The following is a 13,522-nucleotide window of genomic DNA, read 5'->3' on the forward strand; positions in this document are numbered from 1 at the left end:
TCCGTACCACTGCGCCGGGACTACGCCCCGAACGCCTTGGACTTGCCCTTCACCGGCTTCGCCCCCGCGAGGAGGTGCGCCGGGACCAGGTCCCGGGCCGGCTCGCTGTAGCCCACCGACACCAGCGTGTCGCCCTGGTACGTGAACGAGGTCAGCGAGGCCAGCGTGCACTGGCGGCGGCGCGGGTCGTGCCACAGCCGCCGCTTCTCCGCGAAGCTCCGTACGATCCAGATCGGGAGCTGGTGGCTGACCGCCACCGCCTCGTGGCCGCGGGCCGCGTCACGGGCGGTCTCGATCGCGCTCATCATCCGCACGACCTGCTCGACGTACGGCTCGCCCCAGGACGGCTTGAACGGGTTCGTCAGGTGCTTCCAGTTCTCGGGCCTGCGCAGCGCGCCGTCGCCGACCCCGAAGGTCTTGCCCTCGAAGACGTTGCCGGCCTCCAGGAGCCGGGCGTCGGTCGCCAGGTCCAGCCCGTGCGACTTGGCGATCGGCGCCGCCGTCTCCTGGGCCCGCTCCAGCGGGGAGGCCACGACGTAGGTCACGTCCCGGTTCTCCAGGTGCTCCGCCACCCGGTCCGCCATCTTGCGGCCCAGCTCCGAGAGGTGGTACCCGGCGCGGCGCCCGTAGAGGACCCCGTCCGGGTTGTGCACCTCGCCGTGGCGCACCACGTGGACGACGGTGATCTCGGCACTGCCCCGGTCGCTCATGCGGTGGCCTCCGCGGCGGCCCGGGCGGCGGCCGGCAGGGCGGCCGCGATGCGCTCGATCGCCTTGTCGTCGTGGGAGGTGGACACGAACCACGACTCGAACGCCGACGGCGGCAGGTAGACGCCCTGCGCCAGCATCGAGTGGAAGAAGCCGTTGAAGCGGAAGGCCTCCTGCTTCTTCGCGTCGTCGTAGTTGCGGACCTCGTCCTCGGTGAAGAACACGGAGAACATGTTGGAGGCGGTCTGCAGCCGGTGCGCGACGCCCTCCTTGGTGAGCGCCTCGGTGACCAGCCCCTGGATCTGGAGCGACACCGCGTCGACCTTCTCGTACGCCGCCCCGTCCAGCAGCCGCAGCTGCGCCAGACCGGCGGCCGTCGCGATCGGGTTGCCGGAGAGCGTGCCCGCCTGGTAGACGGGACCCGCGGGCGCGAGGTGGCCCATGACGTCCGCCCGGCCGCCGAACGCCGCGGCCGGGAAGCCGCCGCCCATGACCTTGCCGAAGGTCATCAGGTCGGGCTTCACCCCGTCCACGCCGTACCAGCCGGCGCGCGAGGTACGGAAGCCCGTCATGACCTCGTCGGAGATGTACAGGGCGCCGTTCGCCCGGCACAGGTCGGCGAGCCCCTGGTTGAAGCCCTCCCCCGGGGTCACGACGCCCATGTTGCCGGGCGCGGCCTCGGTGATCACACAGGCGATCTCGCCGGGGTGCGCGGCGAAGGCCGCCCGGACCGCTTCGAGGTCGTTGTAGGGGAGCACGATCGTGTCCCCGGCCTGCGCGCCCGTCACCCCGGGGGTGTCCGGCAGCGCGAACGTCGCGAGCCCGGAGCCGGCGGCGGCCAGCAGCGAGTCCACGTGACCGTGGTAGCAGCCGGCGAACTTCACGATCTTGGCGCGGCCGGTGAACCCGCGGGCGAGGCGGATCGCGGACATGGTCGCCTCGGTGCCCGAGGACACCAGGCGGACCTGCTCCACGGGCTCGATCCGCGCGACGATCTCCTCGGCGAGCGCGACCTCCCCCTCACCGGGGGTGCCGAAGGAGGTGCCGCGGACGACGGCGGCCTGGATGGCCTCCACCACGGCCGGGTGGGCGTGGCCGAGGATCATCGGCCCCCACGAGCAGACGAGGTCGACGTACTCGCGCCCGTCGGCATCGGTCAGGTACGGACCGGTACCGGACACCATGAACCTGGGCGTTCCGCCCACGGCGCGGAAGGCGCGCACGGGAGAGTTCACGCCGCCAGGCGTCACGAGGGACGCGCGGTCAAAGAGAGTCTGCGAGACTTTGGCTTCATACGGGTACGGGTAGCTCACACCAGCCATGGTCTCAGAGGCCGCGACTGACTTGCGGACGGGCGTTTCACCGCGCCGCCCCGGGGGAGGTCACTGCCATGATGATCAGGCTGCGTGGCGGGGGTCACGGGGCCGGGGCAGGCAAGACCAGTCGGGTGGAGATATGCAACGCGGTGGTGGACCGGGCGAGGGCACGGACGGCCTGGACCCGCAGCGCGCCCGGGAACGTCGCCGCGGCAAGCACCGCCGACGTGCCACGGACGCGGCAGAACCCGTACCGGGCCCCACACAGGACCCCGACGGCCTCCCCAGGGGCCGCGGCATGGGCGTGACCTACAAGTACTTCGGCGCCCCCGACGGGGCCACGGCCGCGCGCGTCCCGGTCACGATGCGGCCGGAGGAGCTGGGCGGCGACGAGCTCGGCATGGGCGGCATGTTCACCAAGATCAAGCCGGAGACCGTCGCGGCGATGGTCCTGACCGGCATCGAGGGCATACCCCTGCACAAGGTGCCCCCGCTGGAGCTGGTCGTCCTCCACCCCGACTACGCCGTCGTGAAACTCCCGATGACGGTCGTCGACCCGCTGCGCGGCATCGGCGAGGAGTCGGTCGGCGCCGCCGCCTTCATCTGGTCCACGGTCCCCGACCGCGGCGGCCCCCGCGACGCCTTCAACGTCTACCAGCTGCTCCACGAGTGGCAGGATTTCAGCCATCGCCTCCACGAGGCGGGGCACCAGCCGTACTGCCTGGTCTGGCCGTAGGCCGGGGCGCCCTTCCGACCCCGCGGCGCCCGTCCGACCGTGGCCCGGACCGCAGGCCCGGGCCTACGAGGTGACGGCTCAGGCCGTCAGGACGATGCGGCCGCGCGTGCCCGGGTCCGCGAGCTGGGCGTGGGCCTTGGGGGCCTCCGCCAGGGGGAAGGTGCGCGCCACCCTGAGCGCCAGCTCCCCCGCGTCGACCAGCGTCACCAGGCGGGCCAGGTGCGCACCGTCGGCCGCGACCTCCTGTTCCACCACGCGGACGCCCCGCTCCGCCGCCGGGGCCGCGCCGGGGATCAGGCCGACGTAGGAGCCGCCGTCGCGGACGAAGGCCAGGGCCGGCCCGCCGAGGACCGCCGTGTCCACGACCCCGTCCACGGCCTCGGCCGGGACCCCGCCGCGCGGGACGAAGCGGGCCGCACCCAGGGACCGTACGAGTTCCTCGTCATCGGCTCCCGCCAGGGCCGTCACCACGTAGCCGGCCCGCGCCGCCAGCTGCACCGCCAGCCCGCCGACCGCCCCCGCCGCGCCCGTCACCAGGACCGAAGCCCCCGGGGCCAGTTCCAGCAGGTCCACCGCACGGGCTGCGGTCAGGCCGCTCAGCGGCAGCGCCGCCGCCGTCACCTCGTCCACGCCCGCGGGGGCCGGCGCCAGCGCCGACGCGTCGAGCACCACGTACTCGGCGTGCGTACCGAGCGGCTTGACCATCCCGTAGTGCAGGCCGACCACCCGGTCGGCGACCGCCCAGCCGCCCACCTCCGCACCGAGCTCCTCGATCTCGCCCGCCACGTCCCACCCGAAGCCCAGCCGCTGCCCCGCGCCGCCGAAGACACCGGCCCGAACCGCGCCGTCGACCGGGTTCAGACCGGCCGCCCGGACCCGTACGCGGACCTGCCCGGCGCCCGGCCGCGGGACCGGCACCCGTACGACCTCGACCTGCCCGGGTCCGCCGAAGCCCTCGGCCACCGCCGCCAGCATCGTCGTCGGGCCGGTCGTCCGCTTGGTCTCGCTCATCGCCATCGCCTCTTCCGCAGGCTCGCACTCTCGGTTCCGGTGTTCCCGGTGAGAACTAACCTAAGGAGAGTTACTCTCGAATCGTAAGTACGTACCTCGGAGTGCGTACCCGACCCGGAAGTGGGGCACCCATGGCCACCCGTACCGCCGAGGCCCGCCGCGAAGAGGCCCGCGCCTCCTACGACGCCTTCCTCAAGGAGTGCCCCACCAGCCAGCTCCTGGCCCGCATCAGCGACAAGTGGGTCGGCCTCATCGTCAGCGCACTCGGCCAGGCCGAGGACCGGACCATGCGCTACAGCGAGCTCGGCCGCAAGATCCCCGGCGTCAGCCAGAAGATGCTGACCCAGACCCTGCGCTCCCTGGAGCGCGACGGCCTCGTCGTCCGCACCGTCACGCCCACCGTCCCCGTCCGCGTCGACTACCGGCTCACCGAACTCGGCGCCAACCTCGGCTGTCTGCTCAGCTCCGTGAAGGAATGGGCCGAGAACCACTTCGACGAGGTCAACACCCACCGCGAACTGCACGACGCGGCGGCCGCGGACGGCGACGCGGACACGGACGCGAGCGTGGGCGCGGGCAGGGACGCGAGCGTGGGCGCGGCCGCGTAAATCCGGCGCCGCACCCCACCCCTCGATGGCATGCTGGGCCCCGTGAACGGACCCGGCATTCAGCTCACCCTCGCCCCCGAACTGCACGTGTTCGCCGCGCCCGCGCGCCGCGGCGCCCGCGTACCGACCACCACCGACGGCGCCTCCAGCCTCGGCCACGTCGTCGAATCGGCCGGCGTCCCACTCACCGAGGTCGGCCGGATCCTCGTCGACGGCGTCGAGACGCCGCTCGCCCACGTGCCGCAGGCCGGCGAATCCGTGGAGGTCTTCGGCGTCGACCGCCCCCAGCACCTCCCCGGCGTCCCCGGAACCACACCGCTGCGCTTCCTCCTCGACGTCCACCTCGGCACCCTCGCCCGCCGCCTGCGGCTGCTGGGCGTGGACACCGCGTACGAGAACGAGGACATCGGCGACCCGGCCCTGGCCACCCGCTCCGCCGCCGAGCGGCGCGTCCTGCTCTCCCGCGACCGCGGACTGCTGCGCCGCCGCGAGCTGTTCGCCGGCGCGTACGTCTACAGCGACAACCCCGACGAGCAGGTCCGCGACATCCTGGGCCGGTTCGCCCCGGCCCTCGCACCGTGGACCCGCTGCACCGCGTGCAACGGAACCCTGCGCGAGGCCGACAAGGACAGCGTCGGCGACCGGCTGGAGAGCGGCACGCAGCGCTCGTACGAGGTCTTCGCCCAGTGCGCCGACTGCGAGCGCGTCTACTGGCGCGGCGCCCATCACGCCCGGCTGGAGCGCATCGTCGACGAGGCCGTCGCCGAGTTCGGCGGCGTGGGCACGCCGTAACGGCGCACGCGCCGGACGACGGCCGGACCCGGCCACGCACGGGCCGGACCACGCACGGGCCGGACCACGGACGGGCCCGGCCACGCACGACTCACACCACTCAGAACGCGTACGTGTCCCCCGTGTCCAGGGCCAGCACCACGTGCTCGTTGTTGGTGTGGTTCCGGTCGGTCGCCCCGCCGTTCCACCACGTGTCGACCCGCACCACCACCTCCGCGACGGGCTCCTTCAGCCGCAGCACCAGCCCGATGTGCCGCCCCCGCCCGTGCAGCGGCAGCTCCCCGGTCTCGCACACCACCTCGCGCAGCCCGGCCCGCGCGCAGCCCTCCGCCAGTTCCTGCCGGTTCGCGAGGTCGGCCGACAGGCGCAGCCGTACGGTCGCGTTCGGCAGGGCGGACGGACCCTCGTTCTCCGGGACCAGCAGGATCCGCAGCCGGCCCCCGTCCAGGGCGACCCGCCCGTGATAGGCCACGTCGGCCTCCGGCCCGGCGGCACCGGCGCGGGCGTTCCCCACACCGCTCCCCAGCCCTCCGAGCAGCACCAGCAGCCCGGTCATCACCACACTCCGTACGGCACCTCGGCGCACCGCGACCACCTCCACGCGCGGACGCTAGCCCTCCCGTCCCTCCGATGGTCGGACCATCACACGAACGAGGGCGAGCCCTCCTCCCCCGCTCGCTCATTCGCTCCGCATAGGGTTCCGGCCATGCTCATCGCCCGCTCCGCCGCCCTCTTCACCCTCGCCGCACTCCTGGAGATCGGCGGCGCCTGGCTCGTCTGGCAAGGCGTCCGCGAGCACAAGGGGTGGGCCTGGATCGGCGCCGGAGTCATCGCGCTCGGCCTCTACGGGTTCGTCGCCACCCTCCAGCCCACGGGCGACTTCGCCCGCGTCCTCGCCGCCTACGGCGGGGTCTTCGTCGCCGGATCCCTCCTCTGGGGCGTACTGGCCGACGGCTACCGGCCCGACCGGTGGGACATCGCCGGCGCCGCGATCTGCCTCGCCGGCATGGCAGTGATCATGTACGCCCCGCGCGCCCGGTGACCTGCACGGCGACCCGCCTATGCTGGCTAGGGCCTGTCGTCAAACTGCCGTCTGCCGCGCTTCGGGCGACGACGGCAGTTTGACGACAGGCCCTAGTACTCACCCGTACGAACGCACGAGGAGCCAGCATGAGCACGGCCACCCGAACCGCCGTAGTCACCGGCGCGAGCAGCGGCATCGGCGCGGCCACCGCCCGGCAGCTCGCCGCGGCCGGCTACCACGTCGTCCTCACCGCCCGCCGCAAGGACCGCATCGAGGCCCTCGCCGCCGAGATCACGGCCGCCGGCCACTCCGCGGCCGCCCACGCCCTCGACGTCACCGACCGCACCGCCGTCGACGCCCTCGCCGCCTCGCTCGAACGCTGCGACGTGCTCGTCAACAACGCCGGCGGCGCCATCGGAGCCGACCCCGTCGCCACCGGCGACCCCGCCGACTGGCGCACGATGTACGAGGTCAACGTCATCGGCACGCTCCACGTCACCCAGGCCCTGCTCCCGGCCCTGACCGCCTCGGGCGACGGCACGGTGGTCGTCCTCTCCTCCACCGCCGGCCACGCCACCTACGAGGGCGGCGCCGGCTACGTCGCCGCCAAGAACGGCGCCCGCGTCCTCGCCGAGACCCTCCGCCTGGAGATCGTCGGCCAGCCCGTCCGCGTCATCGAGATCGCCCCGGGCCTGGTCAAGACCGAGGAGTTCGCGAAGACCCGGTTCCGCGGCGACGCGGAGCGGGCGGAGAAGGTCTACGCCGGCGTGGCCGAGCCCCTCTCCGCCGACGACGTGGCCGACACCATCACCTGGGCGGTGACCCGTCCCAGCCACGTCAACATCGACCTCCTGGTGGTCCGCCCCCGCGCCCAGGCCTCGAACACGAAGCTCCACCGCGAGCTGTAGTACGCGCTGCGGCTACTGCACCAGAGTTACTGCACCAACCCGGCACTCTTCAGGTGCGGCATCAAGGCCGCCGGCTTCAGCCCGGCGGCCTTCGCCGCGTCCAGGGCCCGCTTCAGGTCCGCGCCCAGCGTCGGCGTGAAGTGCAGCAGCACGATGTCGCCGGCGTTCAGCTGCGGCGTGGCCGGCGTCTCGCCCCACGTCGTGAAGTCGTGCGTCCAGGTGATCAGCGCCTTGACCCCGCACGCCTTGGCGGCCAGCCGCACGTCGTCGTTGACGGTCCCGTACGGCGGCCGCAGCAGCTTCGGCTCCCGCCCGAAGGCCGCGGCGACCTGCTCCCCGGCCCCGCACACCTCGGCGTCCTTGCCGGCGGCGTCGAGCGACGTCAGATCGGGGTGATTGACGGTGTGGTTCTCGACGTTCACCGACCGCCCCTGCGCGACCAGCCCGGTGAAGTACTGGGCGTCGTACGAGAACGCCCCCGGCAGCAGGAACAGCGAAGCGGGCACCCGCTGGTCCACAAGCGTCTGCGCGACAGCAGGATCGTGCGCCCACCCGTCGTCAATGGTGATGAACACGACCTTCTCCGAGGTCGGCACGTGCGACACGACGGGCGGCAGCCCAACGGCCCGCGCCCCCGCGACGGCGGCCGGAGCAGCGGCCTCGGATCCAACGGCACCGGCGGCCTGAGCCCCGCCAACGGTGAGCGACAACGACGCGAACGCGGCAAGCACCGCACGAGATCTCCACATGCGGCACACCTTGGTCTAGACCAACTCCCAGCGTCAAGCCCCCGGACGACGACTTCCCCAGCCGAATCCACCTACGACTTAACGGAGTTGACGACTCCGGCTCCTTCGCCACCGTCCGGCTCGCCTTCCGGCCCGCTCCGTGCGAGGCCGAGTTGAAGGACTTCCTAGCCGCGAGTTCCTTCCGCGGAAAGCAGCTGCGAAGCAAGGGAGTTGGAGGCCACGACATCGGCCGGACCCTGCGCCGGAACCTCGAACACCACGGTCACCGCGTAACGCAGCTTCACATCGACCCAGTGCCGGCCCCCGCCACCCAGCATGTCGTCAGTGGGGCTGCCCTTCTTGAACGTGAACCAGTTCGTCCCCGCCTTGTTCGCCAGATGGTCCGTCTGCACGTACGTGCACGTCACCAAGGACGTGCCGTCCGCCAGCTTCACCACGGGCAACTCCACACCCGCGGCCCCGTATGCGAAACGGTGTCGCACGCCCCCGTCCACTCGATCGTCACGCGTGTTGAGCTCGTCGACCGCCTCACTCGTCAGCGGACCCGGCACGAAGTGCTCGTTCTCCCGCTCACCGCGCGGAGCCGTGAAGGTCATGTACTCCGCGTACCGCCCGCACACCTTCCGATCCTCCCCGGCGGTCACCGACAGCACCCCGCCACCGGCCTCCGGCTCGGCCCTCGGCGCCGCGATCCCCTTCTCCCGGGCCTTGAGGCCCAGCCGCTCGAACGGACTGCGGTCCGGGGCGCCCGCCACGGCCGGATCACCGTTCACCCAGGTCACGGCGGCCGCCAGCCACGGCCCGCCGGCCTCGCCCTGAGTGAAGTAGTGCACGGCGGTGGCCCGATCACGGGGCGCGTCCTCCCGCTTGCTGAAGACGGCGAACGAGCGGGGGTACCCCGGCTGCTCCGCCTCCGTCGGAATGACGAAGACGGACCGGGTGAAGGTGTCGCCGTCATTGTTGTACTGGGCCTTCGCGGTCCAGCGCGCGTAGCGAGCCTTGCTCTCCTCCAGCAACGTGGCGGTCTCGAGGGGCGCGAGCCTGGCGGCGTCCGCCGCCTTCTCGGCGACCGAGTGGGAGAACTCGTACGCGTTGAACACCTTCTCGGCGTCTTCCTTGCCGATCACCCGCGACACCACGGGAACAGCCACGACGGACGGCGCCGCCTCCACCGCCTTCGCGTCACCGCCCACCTTCGCGGGCGAGCACCCGGCTACCCCCGCCACCAAGGCCACGACGACCCCCAGGCCGACACCCCGCCCCCACCGCCGACCGACGACGCCATGCACCACGACAGATCCCCCCCACCCCTCGCGCCGAATTTCCGCAGATCAGATCGCACCCGCGAACACTTCGGCCGACCACACCGTCCACGAACTGGCATGTGACACCCCACCATGCGTTCGAGTGAAGCCACCCCAAGAGCCCCCGGACAGGCCGAATCCATCCCTAGGTTCGGCCACAACAGAAACGGCCCCCGCCCGGGATGGCAGTCCCGGGCGAGGGCCTCACCGACAAGGAAGAGACGACTTCCCCATGGCTGACTCGGACCCTAGCGCGCCCGCGCGCTTCATGGACCTCGAAGACCCCCGCTACGCCTACATGTTCGGCTTCCTCCAGGCCGACGGGCACTTGGCGCAGGGCAGGGGACAGAAGGGCAAACTCACCGTCGAGATCAACGCGCGCGACATCCACATCCTCCGCGAGTTTCAGCAGCTCACGCCCTACTACAGCTCCATCACCGAGCGAGTCCGGAGCACCAGTTTCTCCGAACGCCACCACTCGGCGACCTGGGCCGTCTGCTCACTCGAAGTCCGCACCATCGTCAACGAGCTCGGCATCCCGTACGGCAAGAAATCTCTGACCATCAAGCCTCCCCGCACAGACTTCTCCCGCCCGGACTACCTCCGCGGAATCATCGACGCGGACGGGTCCCTCGGCTGGACCGCACAGGGCTTCCCGTTCCTTTCCCTGACCTCGGCCAGCACGGCTATCGCCGCCTACCTGTGCCACTACGGCAAGAAGGTCACAGGGACGGAGCGCAGCAGCTCGCCGCGCACTTGTACTACGAGGGCTGCCTCGCCCTCGCCCACAAGAAGGCGAACGCGGAATCGATCCAAGGCTGGGTCCGTCCCGCCGACATGAGGATCGCTCCGCCACGACGCCGCTGGACCGTGCAGGACGACCAGCAACTGGTCCGCCTCAACGACCCGGCCGCAGCGGCCGCTGCCCTGGACCGGACCGAACAGAGCTGCGCGATGCGCCTCTGGCGGATCCGCAGCGGTCGCGTCGTCGCCCCACCTCAGTAGACACGGCAACGCGAGAGGGGCACCGCACATGCGGTGCCCCTCTCGCGTTCAGCCCTTGATGCAGACGACCTGCCGGAGCTTGGCCACGACCTCTACGAGGTCCCGCTGCTGCTCCATGACCTGCTCGATCGGCTTGTACGCCGCCGGGATCTCGTCCACGACGCCCGAGTCCTTGCGGCACTCCACGCCCTTGGTCTGGTCCACCAGATCCTGTGCCGTGTACCGCTTCTTGGCTGCCGTCCGGCTCATCCGCCGGCCCGCTCCGTGCGATGCCGAGTTGAAGGCGGCCTTGTTGCCGAGGCCCTTCACGATGTACGTGCCGGTGGCCATCGAGCCCGGGATGATCCCGTACTCGCCGCTTCCGGCGCGGATCGCACCCTTCCGCGTGACCAGCAGGTCCACTCCGTCGTACCGCTCCTCTGCCACATAGTTGTGGTGGCAGCTGATCTCCTGCTCGAACGAGACCTTCGCCTTCCGGAACTGCCGGCGGACGACCTCCTTCATGAGGCTCATCATCACCGCACGGTTGTACTTGGCGTACTCCTGAGCCCAGTAGAGATCGTGCCGGTACGCGGCCATCTCCGGCGTCGCCGACAGGAAGACCGCAAGGTCCCGGTCGATCAGCCCCCGGTTGTGGGACAGCCCTCGCGCGATGCCGATGTGGTGGTTGGCAAGCTCGTTGCCAATACCTCGGGATCCGGAGTGCAGGGTCAGCCACACAACCCCTTCCTGATCGATATTGACTTCTGAATGGTGATTTCCGGCTCCAAGTGTCCCCATTTGTCGCAATGCCCGCTCCCGCCGGAACTTCACCGCGTCGGCGACATAGTCGAACCGCTCCCACAGATCCCCGAACCCCCGGTCCGAGAACCCGTACAGCCGCCCCGGATCCACCGCCTCGCGGTGCATCCCCGCGCCCACCGGGATCGCCTTCTCGATCTGTGAGCGCAGGCCCGACAGGTCGCCCGGGAGGTCGTTCGCGGTCAGGGAGGTCTTCACGGCGGACATGCCGCAGCCGATGTCCACGCCGACCGCCGCCGGGCAGACCGCGTCCTTCATGGCGATGACCGAGCCGACCGTGGCGCCCTTGCCGTAGTGGACGTCCGGCATGACGGCGAGGCCCTTGATCCAGGGGAGGCCGGCGGTGTTCTGGAGCTGGCGCATCGCGCTGTCCTCGACCGACGCCGGGTCGGTCCACATCCGGATGGGAACCTTCGCCCCGGGCACTTCTACATATGACATTTCACCCTCAACACCCCGTCAACACCACAAAAGCCTGGAAACGCAAAAGCCTCGCTCATGGCCCCAAATGCGACAGGAGACCGGCGCCGGCACCAGCGTGTGCGATAGACATTGTGTCCATCCGCGTCCCAGCCGCGGCAAAGCATTTTCCCGAAGGGAGCCGGTGGAACGTGCAGCGCAAGACGGTACGAGTACGTGGAGTCCTGCCAGCCATCGCGATGCTCACCGCCCTCGCGGCCGGCCTCACCGCCTGCACCGACGGCGGCGGATCCGGCACCACCATCGACGCGAAGGCCGGTGCGAACGCCGGTACGGGCGCCCAGCCCGGCAAGTACCGCAGCCTGCCCATGCCCTGCAAGGCCGCCGACGCCAAGAAGGTCAAGGCGATGCTCCCGGCCCCCGACGCCCTCGCCCCCGAGGCCCGCGAGGCGCTCTACGCCGGGGTCGCGGACGCCTCGTACGACGCCGACCGGCGCGTCGGCTGCCGCTGGACCGCGCAGACGCCGACCGAGACCCGGCTGCTGTCGGTGGGCTTCGAGCGCGTGGTCTCCTACGACCGGGCCACCACGAGCGACGACGACAAGGCGCGGCAGGTCTACGGCCGCCAGCTCACCGCCGCCAACCTGCCCGCCCCGGTGCCGTCGGCGAGCCCGACGCCGTCCGGGTCCGGGGCGCCGACCCCCGGGGCCCCGATCCCCGGAGCGCCGACGCCGAGCACCAGCGCGAGCGGCAGCCCGGGCGCGAGCGGAAGTCCCGCGCCCGAGCTCGGCTCCCGCGTGCTCGAAGGGCTCGGCAACGAGGCCTTCCTCGACGACAAGCTCGCCGCCGCCGGCGCCACCGCCGCCCAGGCGCGCACCGTCCGCATTGTGTTCCGTACCTCGAATGTCATCGTCACCGTCGAGTACAGCGTGCAGCCCGCGCTGCCCGGAACGATCCCGCCGAGCGGTGAAACCCAGGACAGGGCAAGGCAGTTGGCGCAAGCTCTGGTGGAGCGGTTCAACGAATAGCCGGTCCCGTCCCAGGGGGGCGTGCGGGGCCGTCGTGACGGCGCGCACAGCAGCCGGGCGCCGGGTCGGGCTACCGTTGCTCGGGTTCCGCGCCCGTAAAGGGGCCCGGACGAACCCGAACGAAGACCGCACGACGACCGACACGACGACCGCACGACGACCGCACGAAGACCCACAACGTCTGAAGGAATCATGCACCGATCAGCCTCGCGCCTCACCCGCGTCCTCGCCTGCGCAGCCGTCCCGGTGATCCTCACGGTCGCCGGCTGCTCGTCCGACTCGGGCAAGAAGTCGGGCACCGACAGCGGCAAGAAGTCCGAAGCGTCCTCGTCCGCCCAGCCGAGCTCCAAGCCCTCCAAGGAGGCGCTGGAGAAGGCCGTGTACTCCACGCTGCCGGAGCCGTGCAAGGCGGTCGCCGCGAAGACCATCGAGACGATCGTCCCCAAGGCGAAGGACACCAACGGCACCGCCGCCAAGTCCAACGACCTCACCAGCCGCGCCACCTGCACCTGGAACGGCCTGGACGAGGCCGGTCTGAAGGGCTCGCAGTACCGCTGGCTCTCGATCTCCCTGGTCCGCTACGACTCCCTCGCCTCGGTCGGCACCGGCTCCAAGCGCGCCGAGGACGAGTACGCCAAGCAGGTCGAGAAGGCGAAGGCCGTCGAGGGCGCGGAGAACGTGAAGCCGGAGGAAGCGGGCGGCATCGGCGACCAGGCCACCTCCGTCACCTTCACCACCAAGAAGGACGGCGACTTCTTCAACACCTCGGTCATCGCCCGCACGCACAACGTCGTCGTCACCCTCGACTACAACGGCACGGCCTACGAGGGCGCGGCCGCTCCCGACCAGGCCAAGCTGCTCCAGGACGCCATCGCGGCGGCGAAGGAGACCGTGGCCTCGGTCGCGGCCGCCAACGAGGCGAAGCAGCCGGAGCAGTCGGCGCAGCCCGAGCAGCAGCCCTCGCCTTCGAACTCCTAGGGCCCCGGGGCGCACTGCGCCGTCGGCGGTCGGTACCGGTGCCCGTGGCCCCGGTTGCGGACCGCCGACGTCCCTTTCCCCGTACGCGCGTACGCTGTGCCCTGCCGTAGCTCGACAAGGGGAGGGGATCGCGGG

At 71.4% G+C, this 13,522-nt stretch carries 16 protein-coding genes; 9 read left to right on the forward strand and 7 right to left on the reverse strand.

All coding sequences use genetic code 11. The annotated features are described in order from the left end of the window. Nucleotides 1–20: 20 nt before the first annotated feature. Both AC3IX6_RS15415 and hemL read right to left on the reverse strand, forming a co-directional pair. Nucleotides 21–710 carry a histidine phosphatase family protein gene (locus tag AC3IX6_RS15415; RefSeq protein WP_489370647.1) on the reverse strand — a complete coding sequence of 230 codons (690 nt, stop codon included), beginning with the start codon at nucleotides 708–710 and terminating at the stop codon, nucleotides 21–23. Next, the gene (gene hemL / locus AC3IX6_RS15420; protein WP_489370648.1) at nucleotides 707–2,029 is read right to left on the reverse strand and encodes a glutamate-1-semialdehyde 2,1-aminomutase; all 1,323 of its coding nucleotides are present in this window, start codon (nucleotides 2,027–2,029) and stop codon (nucleotides 707–709) included. Before hemL ends, AC3IX6_RS15415 begins: the two co-directional genes overlap by 4 nt. A 292-nt stretch (nucleotides 2,030–2,321) precedes the next feature. Here hemL and AC3IX6_RS15425 point away from each other — a divergent pair, with 292 nt between their 5' ends. Continuing rightward, complete coding sequence (locus AC3IX6_RS15425; protein ID WP_008738524.1) at nucleotides 2,322–2,759, forward strand: hypothetical protein; 438 nt, start codon at nucleotides 2,322–2,324, stop codon at nucleotides 2,757–2,759. A gap of 78 nt (nucleotides 2,760–2,837) precedes the next feature. Here the strand turns inward: AC3IX6_RS15425 and AC3IX6_RS15430 are convergent, their stop codons facing one another. Further along, the gene (locus tag AC3IX6_RS15430) at nucleotides 2,838–3,734 is read right to left on the reverse strand and encodes an NADP-dependent oxidoreductase (protein WP_489371458.1); all 897 of its coding nucleotides are present in this window, start codon (nucleotides 3,732–3,734) and stop codon (nucleotides 2,838–2,840) included. Between the two features lie 167 nt (nucleotides 3,735–3,901). On the opposite strand from AC3IX6_RS15430, the gene AC3IX6_RS15435 reads away from it, so the two are divergent. Continuing rightward, the gene (locus tag AC3IX6_RS15435; protein ID WP_489370649.1) at nucleotides 3,902–4,378 is read left to right on the forward strand and encodes a winged helix-turn-helix transcriptional regulator; all 477 of its coding nucleotides are present in this window, start codon (nucleotides 3,902–3,904) and stop codon (nucleotides 4,376–4,378) included. Between the two features lie 42 nt (nucleotides 4,379–4,420). Then, nucleotides 4,421–5,170 carry a Mut7-C RNAse domain-containing protein gene (locus tag AC3IX6_RS15440; protein WP_489370650.1) on the forward strand — a complete coding sequence of 250 codons (750 nt, stop codon included), beginning with the start codon at nucleotides 4,421–4,423 and terminating at the stop codon, nucleotides 5,168–5,170. Nucleotides 5,171–5,270: 100 nt separating this feature from the next. On the opposite strand, the gene AC3IX6_RS15445 is transcribed toward AC3IX6_RS15440, so the two are convergent. Beyond that, nucleotides 5,271–5,771 carry a hypothetical protein gene (locus AC3IX6_RS15445; protein WP_489370652.1) on the reverse strand — a complete coding sequence of 167 codons (501 nt, stop codon included), beginning with the start codon at nucleotides 5,769–5,771 and terminating at the stop codon, nucleotides 5,271–5,273. A gap of 105 nt (nucleotides 5,772–5,876) precedes the next feature. Here AC3IX6_RS15445 and AC3IX6_RS15450 point away from each other — a divergent pair, with 105 nt between their 5' ends. Beyond that, nucleotides 5,877–6,212 (forward strand): YnfA family protein, encoded by a 336-nt coding sequence (locus AC3IX6_RS15450; protein WP_489370653.1) that lies wholly within the window; start codon nucleotides 5,877–5,879, stop codon nucleotides 6,210–6,212. 128 nt (nucleotides 6,213–6,340) lie between these two features. Continuing rightward, entirely contained in the window at nucleotides 6,341–7,102 is a 762-nt protein-coding gene (locus tag AC3IX6_RS15455) for an SDR family NAD(P)-dependent oxidoreductase (protein WP_489370654.1), read from the forward strand. 26 nt (nucleotides 7,103–7,128) lie between these two features. On the opposite strand, the gene AC3IX6_RS15460 is transcribed toward AC3IX6_RS15455, so the two are convergent. Together AC3IX6_RS15460 and AC3IX6_RS15465 are read right to left on the reverse strand one after the other, a co-directional pair. Next, nucleotides 7,129–7,833 carry a polysaccharide deacetylase family protein gene (locus AC3IX6_RS15460; RefSeq protein ID WP_489370655.1) on the reverse strand — a complete coding sequence of 235 codons (705 nt, stop codon included), beginning with the start codon at nucleotides 7,831–7,833 and terminating at the stop codon, nucleotides 7,129–7,131. A gap of 182 nt (nucleotides 7,834–8,015) precedes the next feature. Further along, a complete protein-coding gene (locus tag AC3IX6_RS15465; RefSeq protein WP_489370656.1) occupies nucleotides 8,016–9,143 on the reverse strand; it encodes a DUF8094 domain-containing protein in 1,128 nt (375 codons plus the stop codon). A 244-nt stretch (nucleotides 9,144–9,387) separates the two neighbouring features. On the opposite strand from AC3IX6_RS15465, the gene AC3IX6_RS15470 reads away from it, so the two are divergent. Together AC3IX6_RS15470 and AC3IX6_RS15475 are read left to right on the forward strand one after the other, a co-directional pair. After that, complete coding sequence (locus AC3IX6_RS15470) at nucleotides 9,388–9,996, forward strand: hypothetical protein (protein ID WP_489370657.1); 609 nt, start codon at nucleotides 9,388–9,390, stop codon at nucleotides 9,994–9,996. Next, a complete protein-coding gene (locus AC3IX6_RS15475; protein WP_489370658.1) occupies nucleotides 9,993–10,160 on the forward strand; it encodes a hypothetical protein in 168 nt (55 codons plus the stop codon). Before AC3IX6_RS15470 ends, AC3IX6_RS15475 begins: the two co-directional genes overlap by 4 nt. Nucleotides 10,161–10,208: 48 nt before the next feature. Here AC3IX6_RS15475 and AC3IX6_RS15480 read toward each other — a convergent pair whose 3' ends face one another. Next, nucleotides 10,209–11,402 (reverse strand): RtcB family protein, encoded by a 1,194-nt coding sequence (locus tag AC3IX6_RS15480; protein WP_489370659.1) that lies wholly within the window; start codon nucleotides 11,400–11,402, stop codon nucleotides 10,209–10,211. 170 nt (nucleotides 11,403–11,572) lie between these two features. Here AC3IX6_RS15480 and AC3IX6_RS15485 point away from each other — a divergent pair, with 170 nt between their 5' ends. Next, nucleotides 11,573–12,409: a DUF3558 domain-containing protein gene (locus AC3IX6_RS15485; RefSeq protein ID WP_489370660.1), complete on the forward strand. Its 837-nt coding sequence runs from the start codon at nucleotides 11,573–11,575 to the stop codon at nucleotides 12,407–12,409. A 192-nt stretch (nucleotides 12,410–12,601) separates the two neighbouring features. Further along, on the forward strand, nucleotides 12,602–13,387 hold the full coding sequence (locus AC3IX6_RS15490; protein ID WP_489370661.1) for a DUF3558 family protein: 786 nt from the start codon (nucleotides 12,602–12,604) through the stop codon (nucleotides 13,385–13,387). Nucleotides 13,388–13,522 lie beyond the last annotated feature (135 nt).

The sequence above is a fragment of the Streptomyces sp. GL_141 genome, from assembly GCF_057834385.1.

Coding starts and splice junctions, on each gene's coding strand:
- AC3IX6_RS15415 (WP_489370647.1), bottom strand. CDS start 710: ATGAGCGACCGGGGCAGTGCCGAGATCACCGTCGTCCACGTGGTGCGC.
- hemL (WP_489370648.1), bottom strand. CDS start 2,029: ATGGCTGGTGTGAGCTACCCGTACCCGTATGAAGCCAAAGTCTCGCAG.
- AC3IX6_RS15425 (WP_008738524.1), top strand. CDS start 2,322: ATGGGCGTGACCTACAAGTACTTCGGCGCCCCCGACGGGGCCACGGCC.
- AC3IX6_RS15430 (WP_489371458.1), bottom strand. CDS start 3,734: ATGCTGGCGGCGGTGGCCGAGGGCTTCGGCGGACCCGGGCAGGTCGAG.
- AC3IX6_RS15435 (WP_489370649.1), top strand. CDS start 3,902: ATGGCCACCCGTACCGCCGAGGCCCGCCGCGAAGAGGCCCGCGCCTCC.
- AC3IX6_RS15450 (WP_489370653.1), top strand. CDS start 5,877: ATGCTCATCGCCCGCTCCGCCGCCCTCTTCACCCTCGCCGCACTCCTG.
- AC3IX6_RS15455 (WP_489370654.1), top strand. CDS start 6,341: ATGAGCACGGCCACCCGAACCGCCGTAGTCACCGGCGCGAGCAGCGGC.
- AC3IX6_RS15470 (WP_489370657.1), top strand. CDS start 9,388: ATGGCTGACTCGGACCCTAGCGCGCCCGCGCGCTTCATGGACCTCGAA.
- AC3IX6_RS15475 (WP_489370658.1), top strand. CDS start 9,993: ATGAGGATCGCTCCGCCACGACGCCGCTGGACCGTGCAGGACGACCAG.
- AC3IX6_RS15480 (WP_489370659.1), bottom strand. CDS start 11,402: ATGTCATATGTAGAAGTGCCCGGGGCGAAGGTTCCCATCCGGATGTGG.
- AC3IX6_RS15490 (WP_489370661.1), top strand. CDS start 12,602: ATGCACCGATCAGCCTCGCGCCTCACCCGCGTCCTCGCCTGCGCAGCC.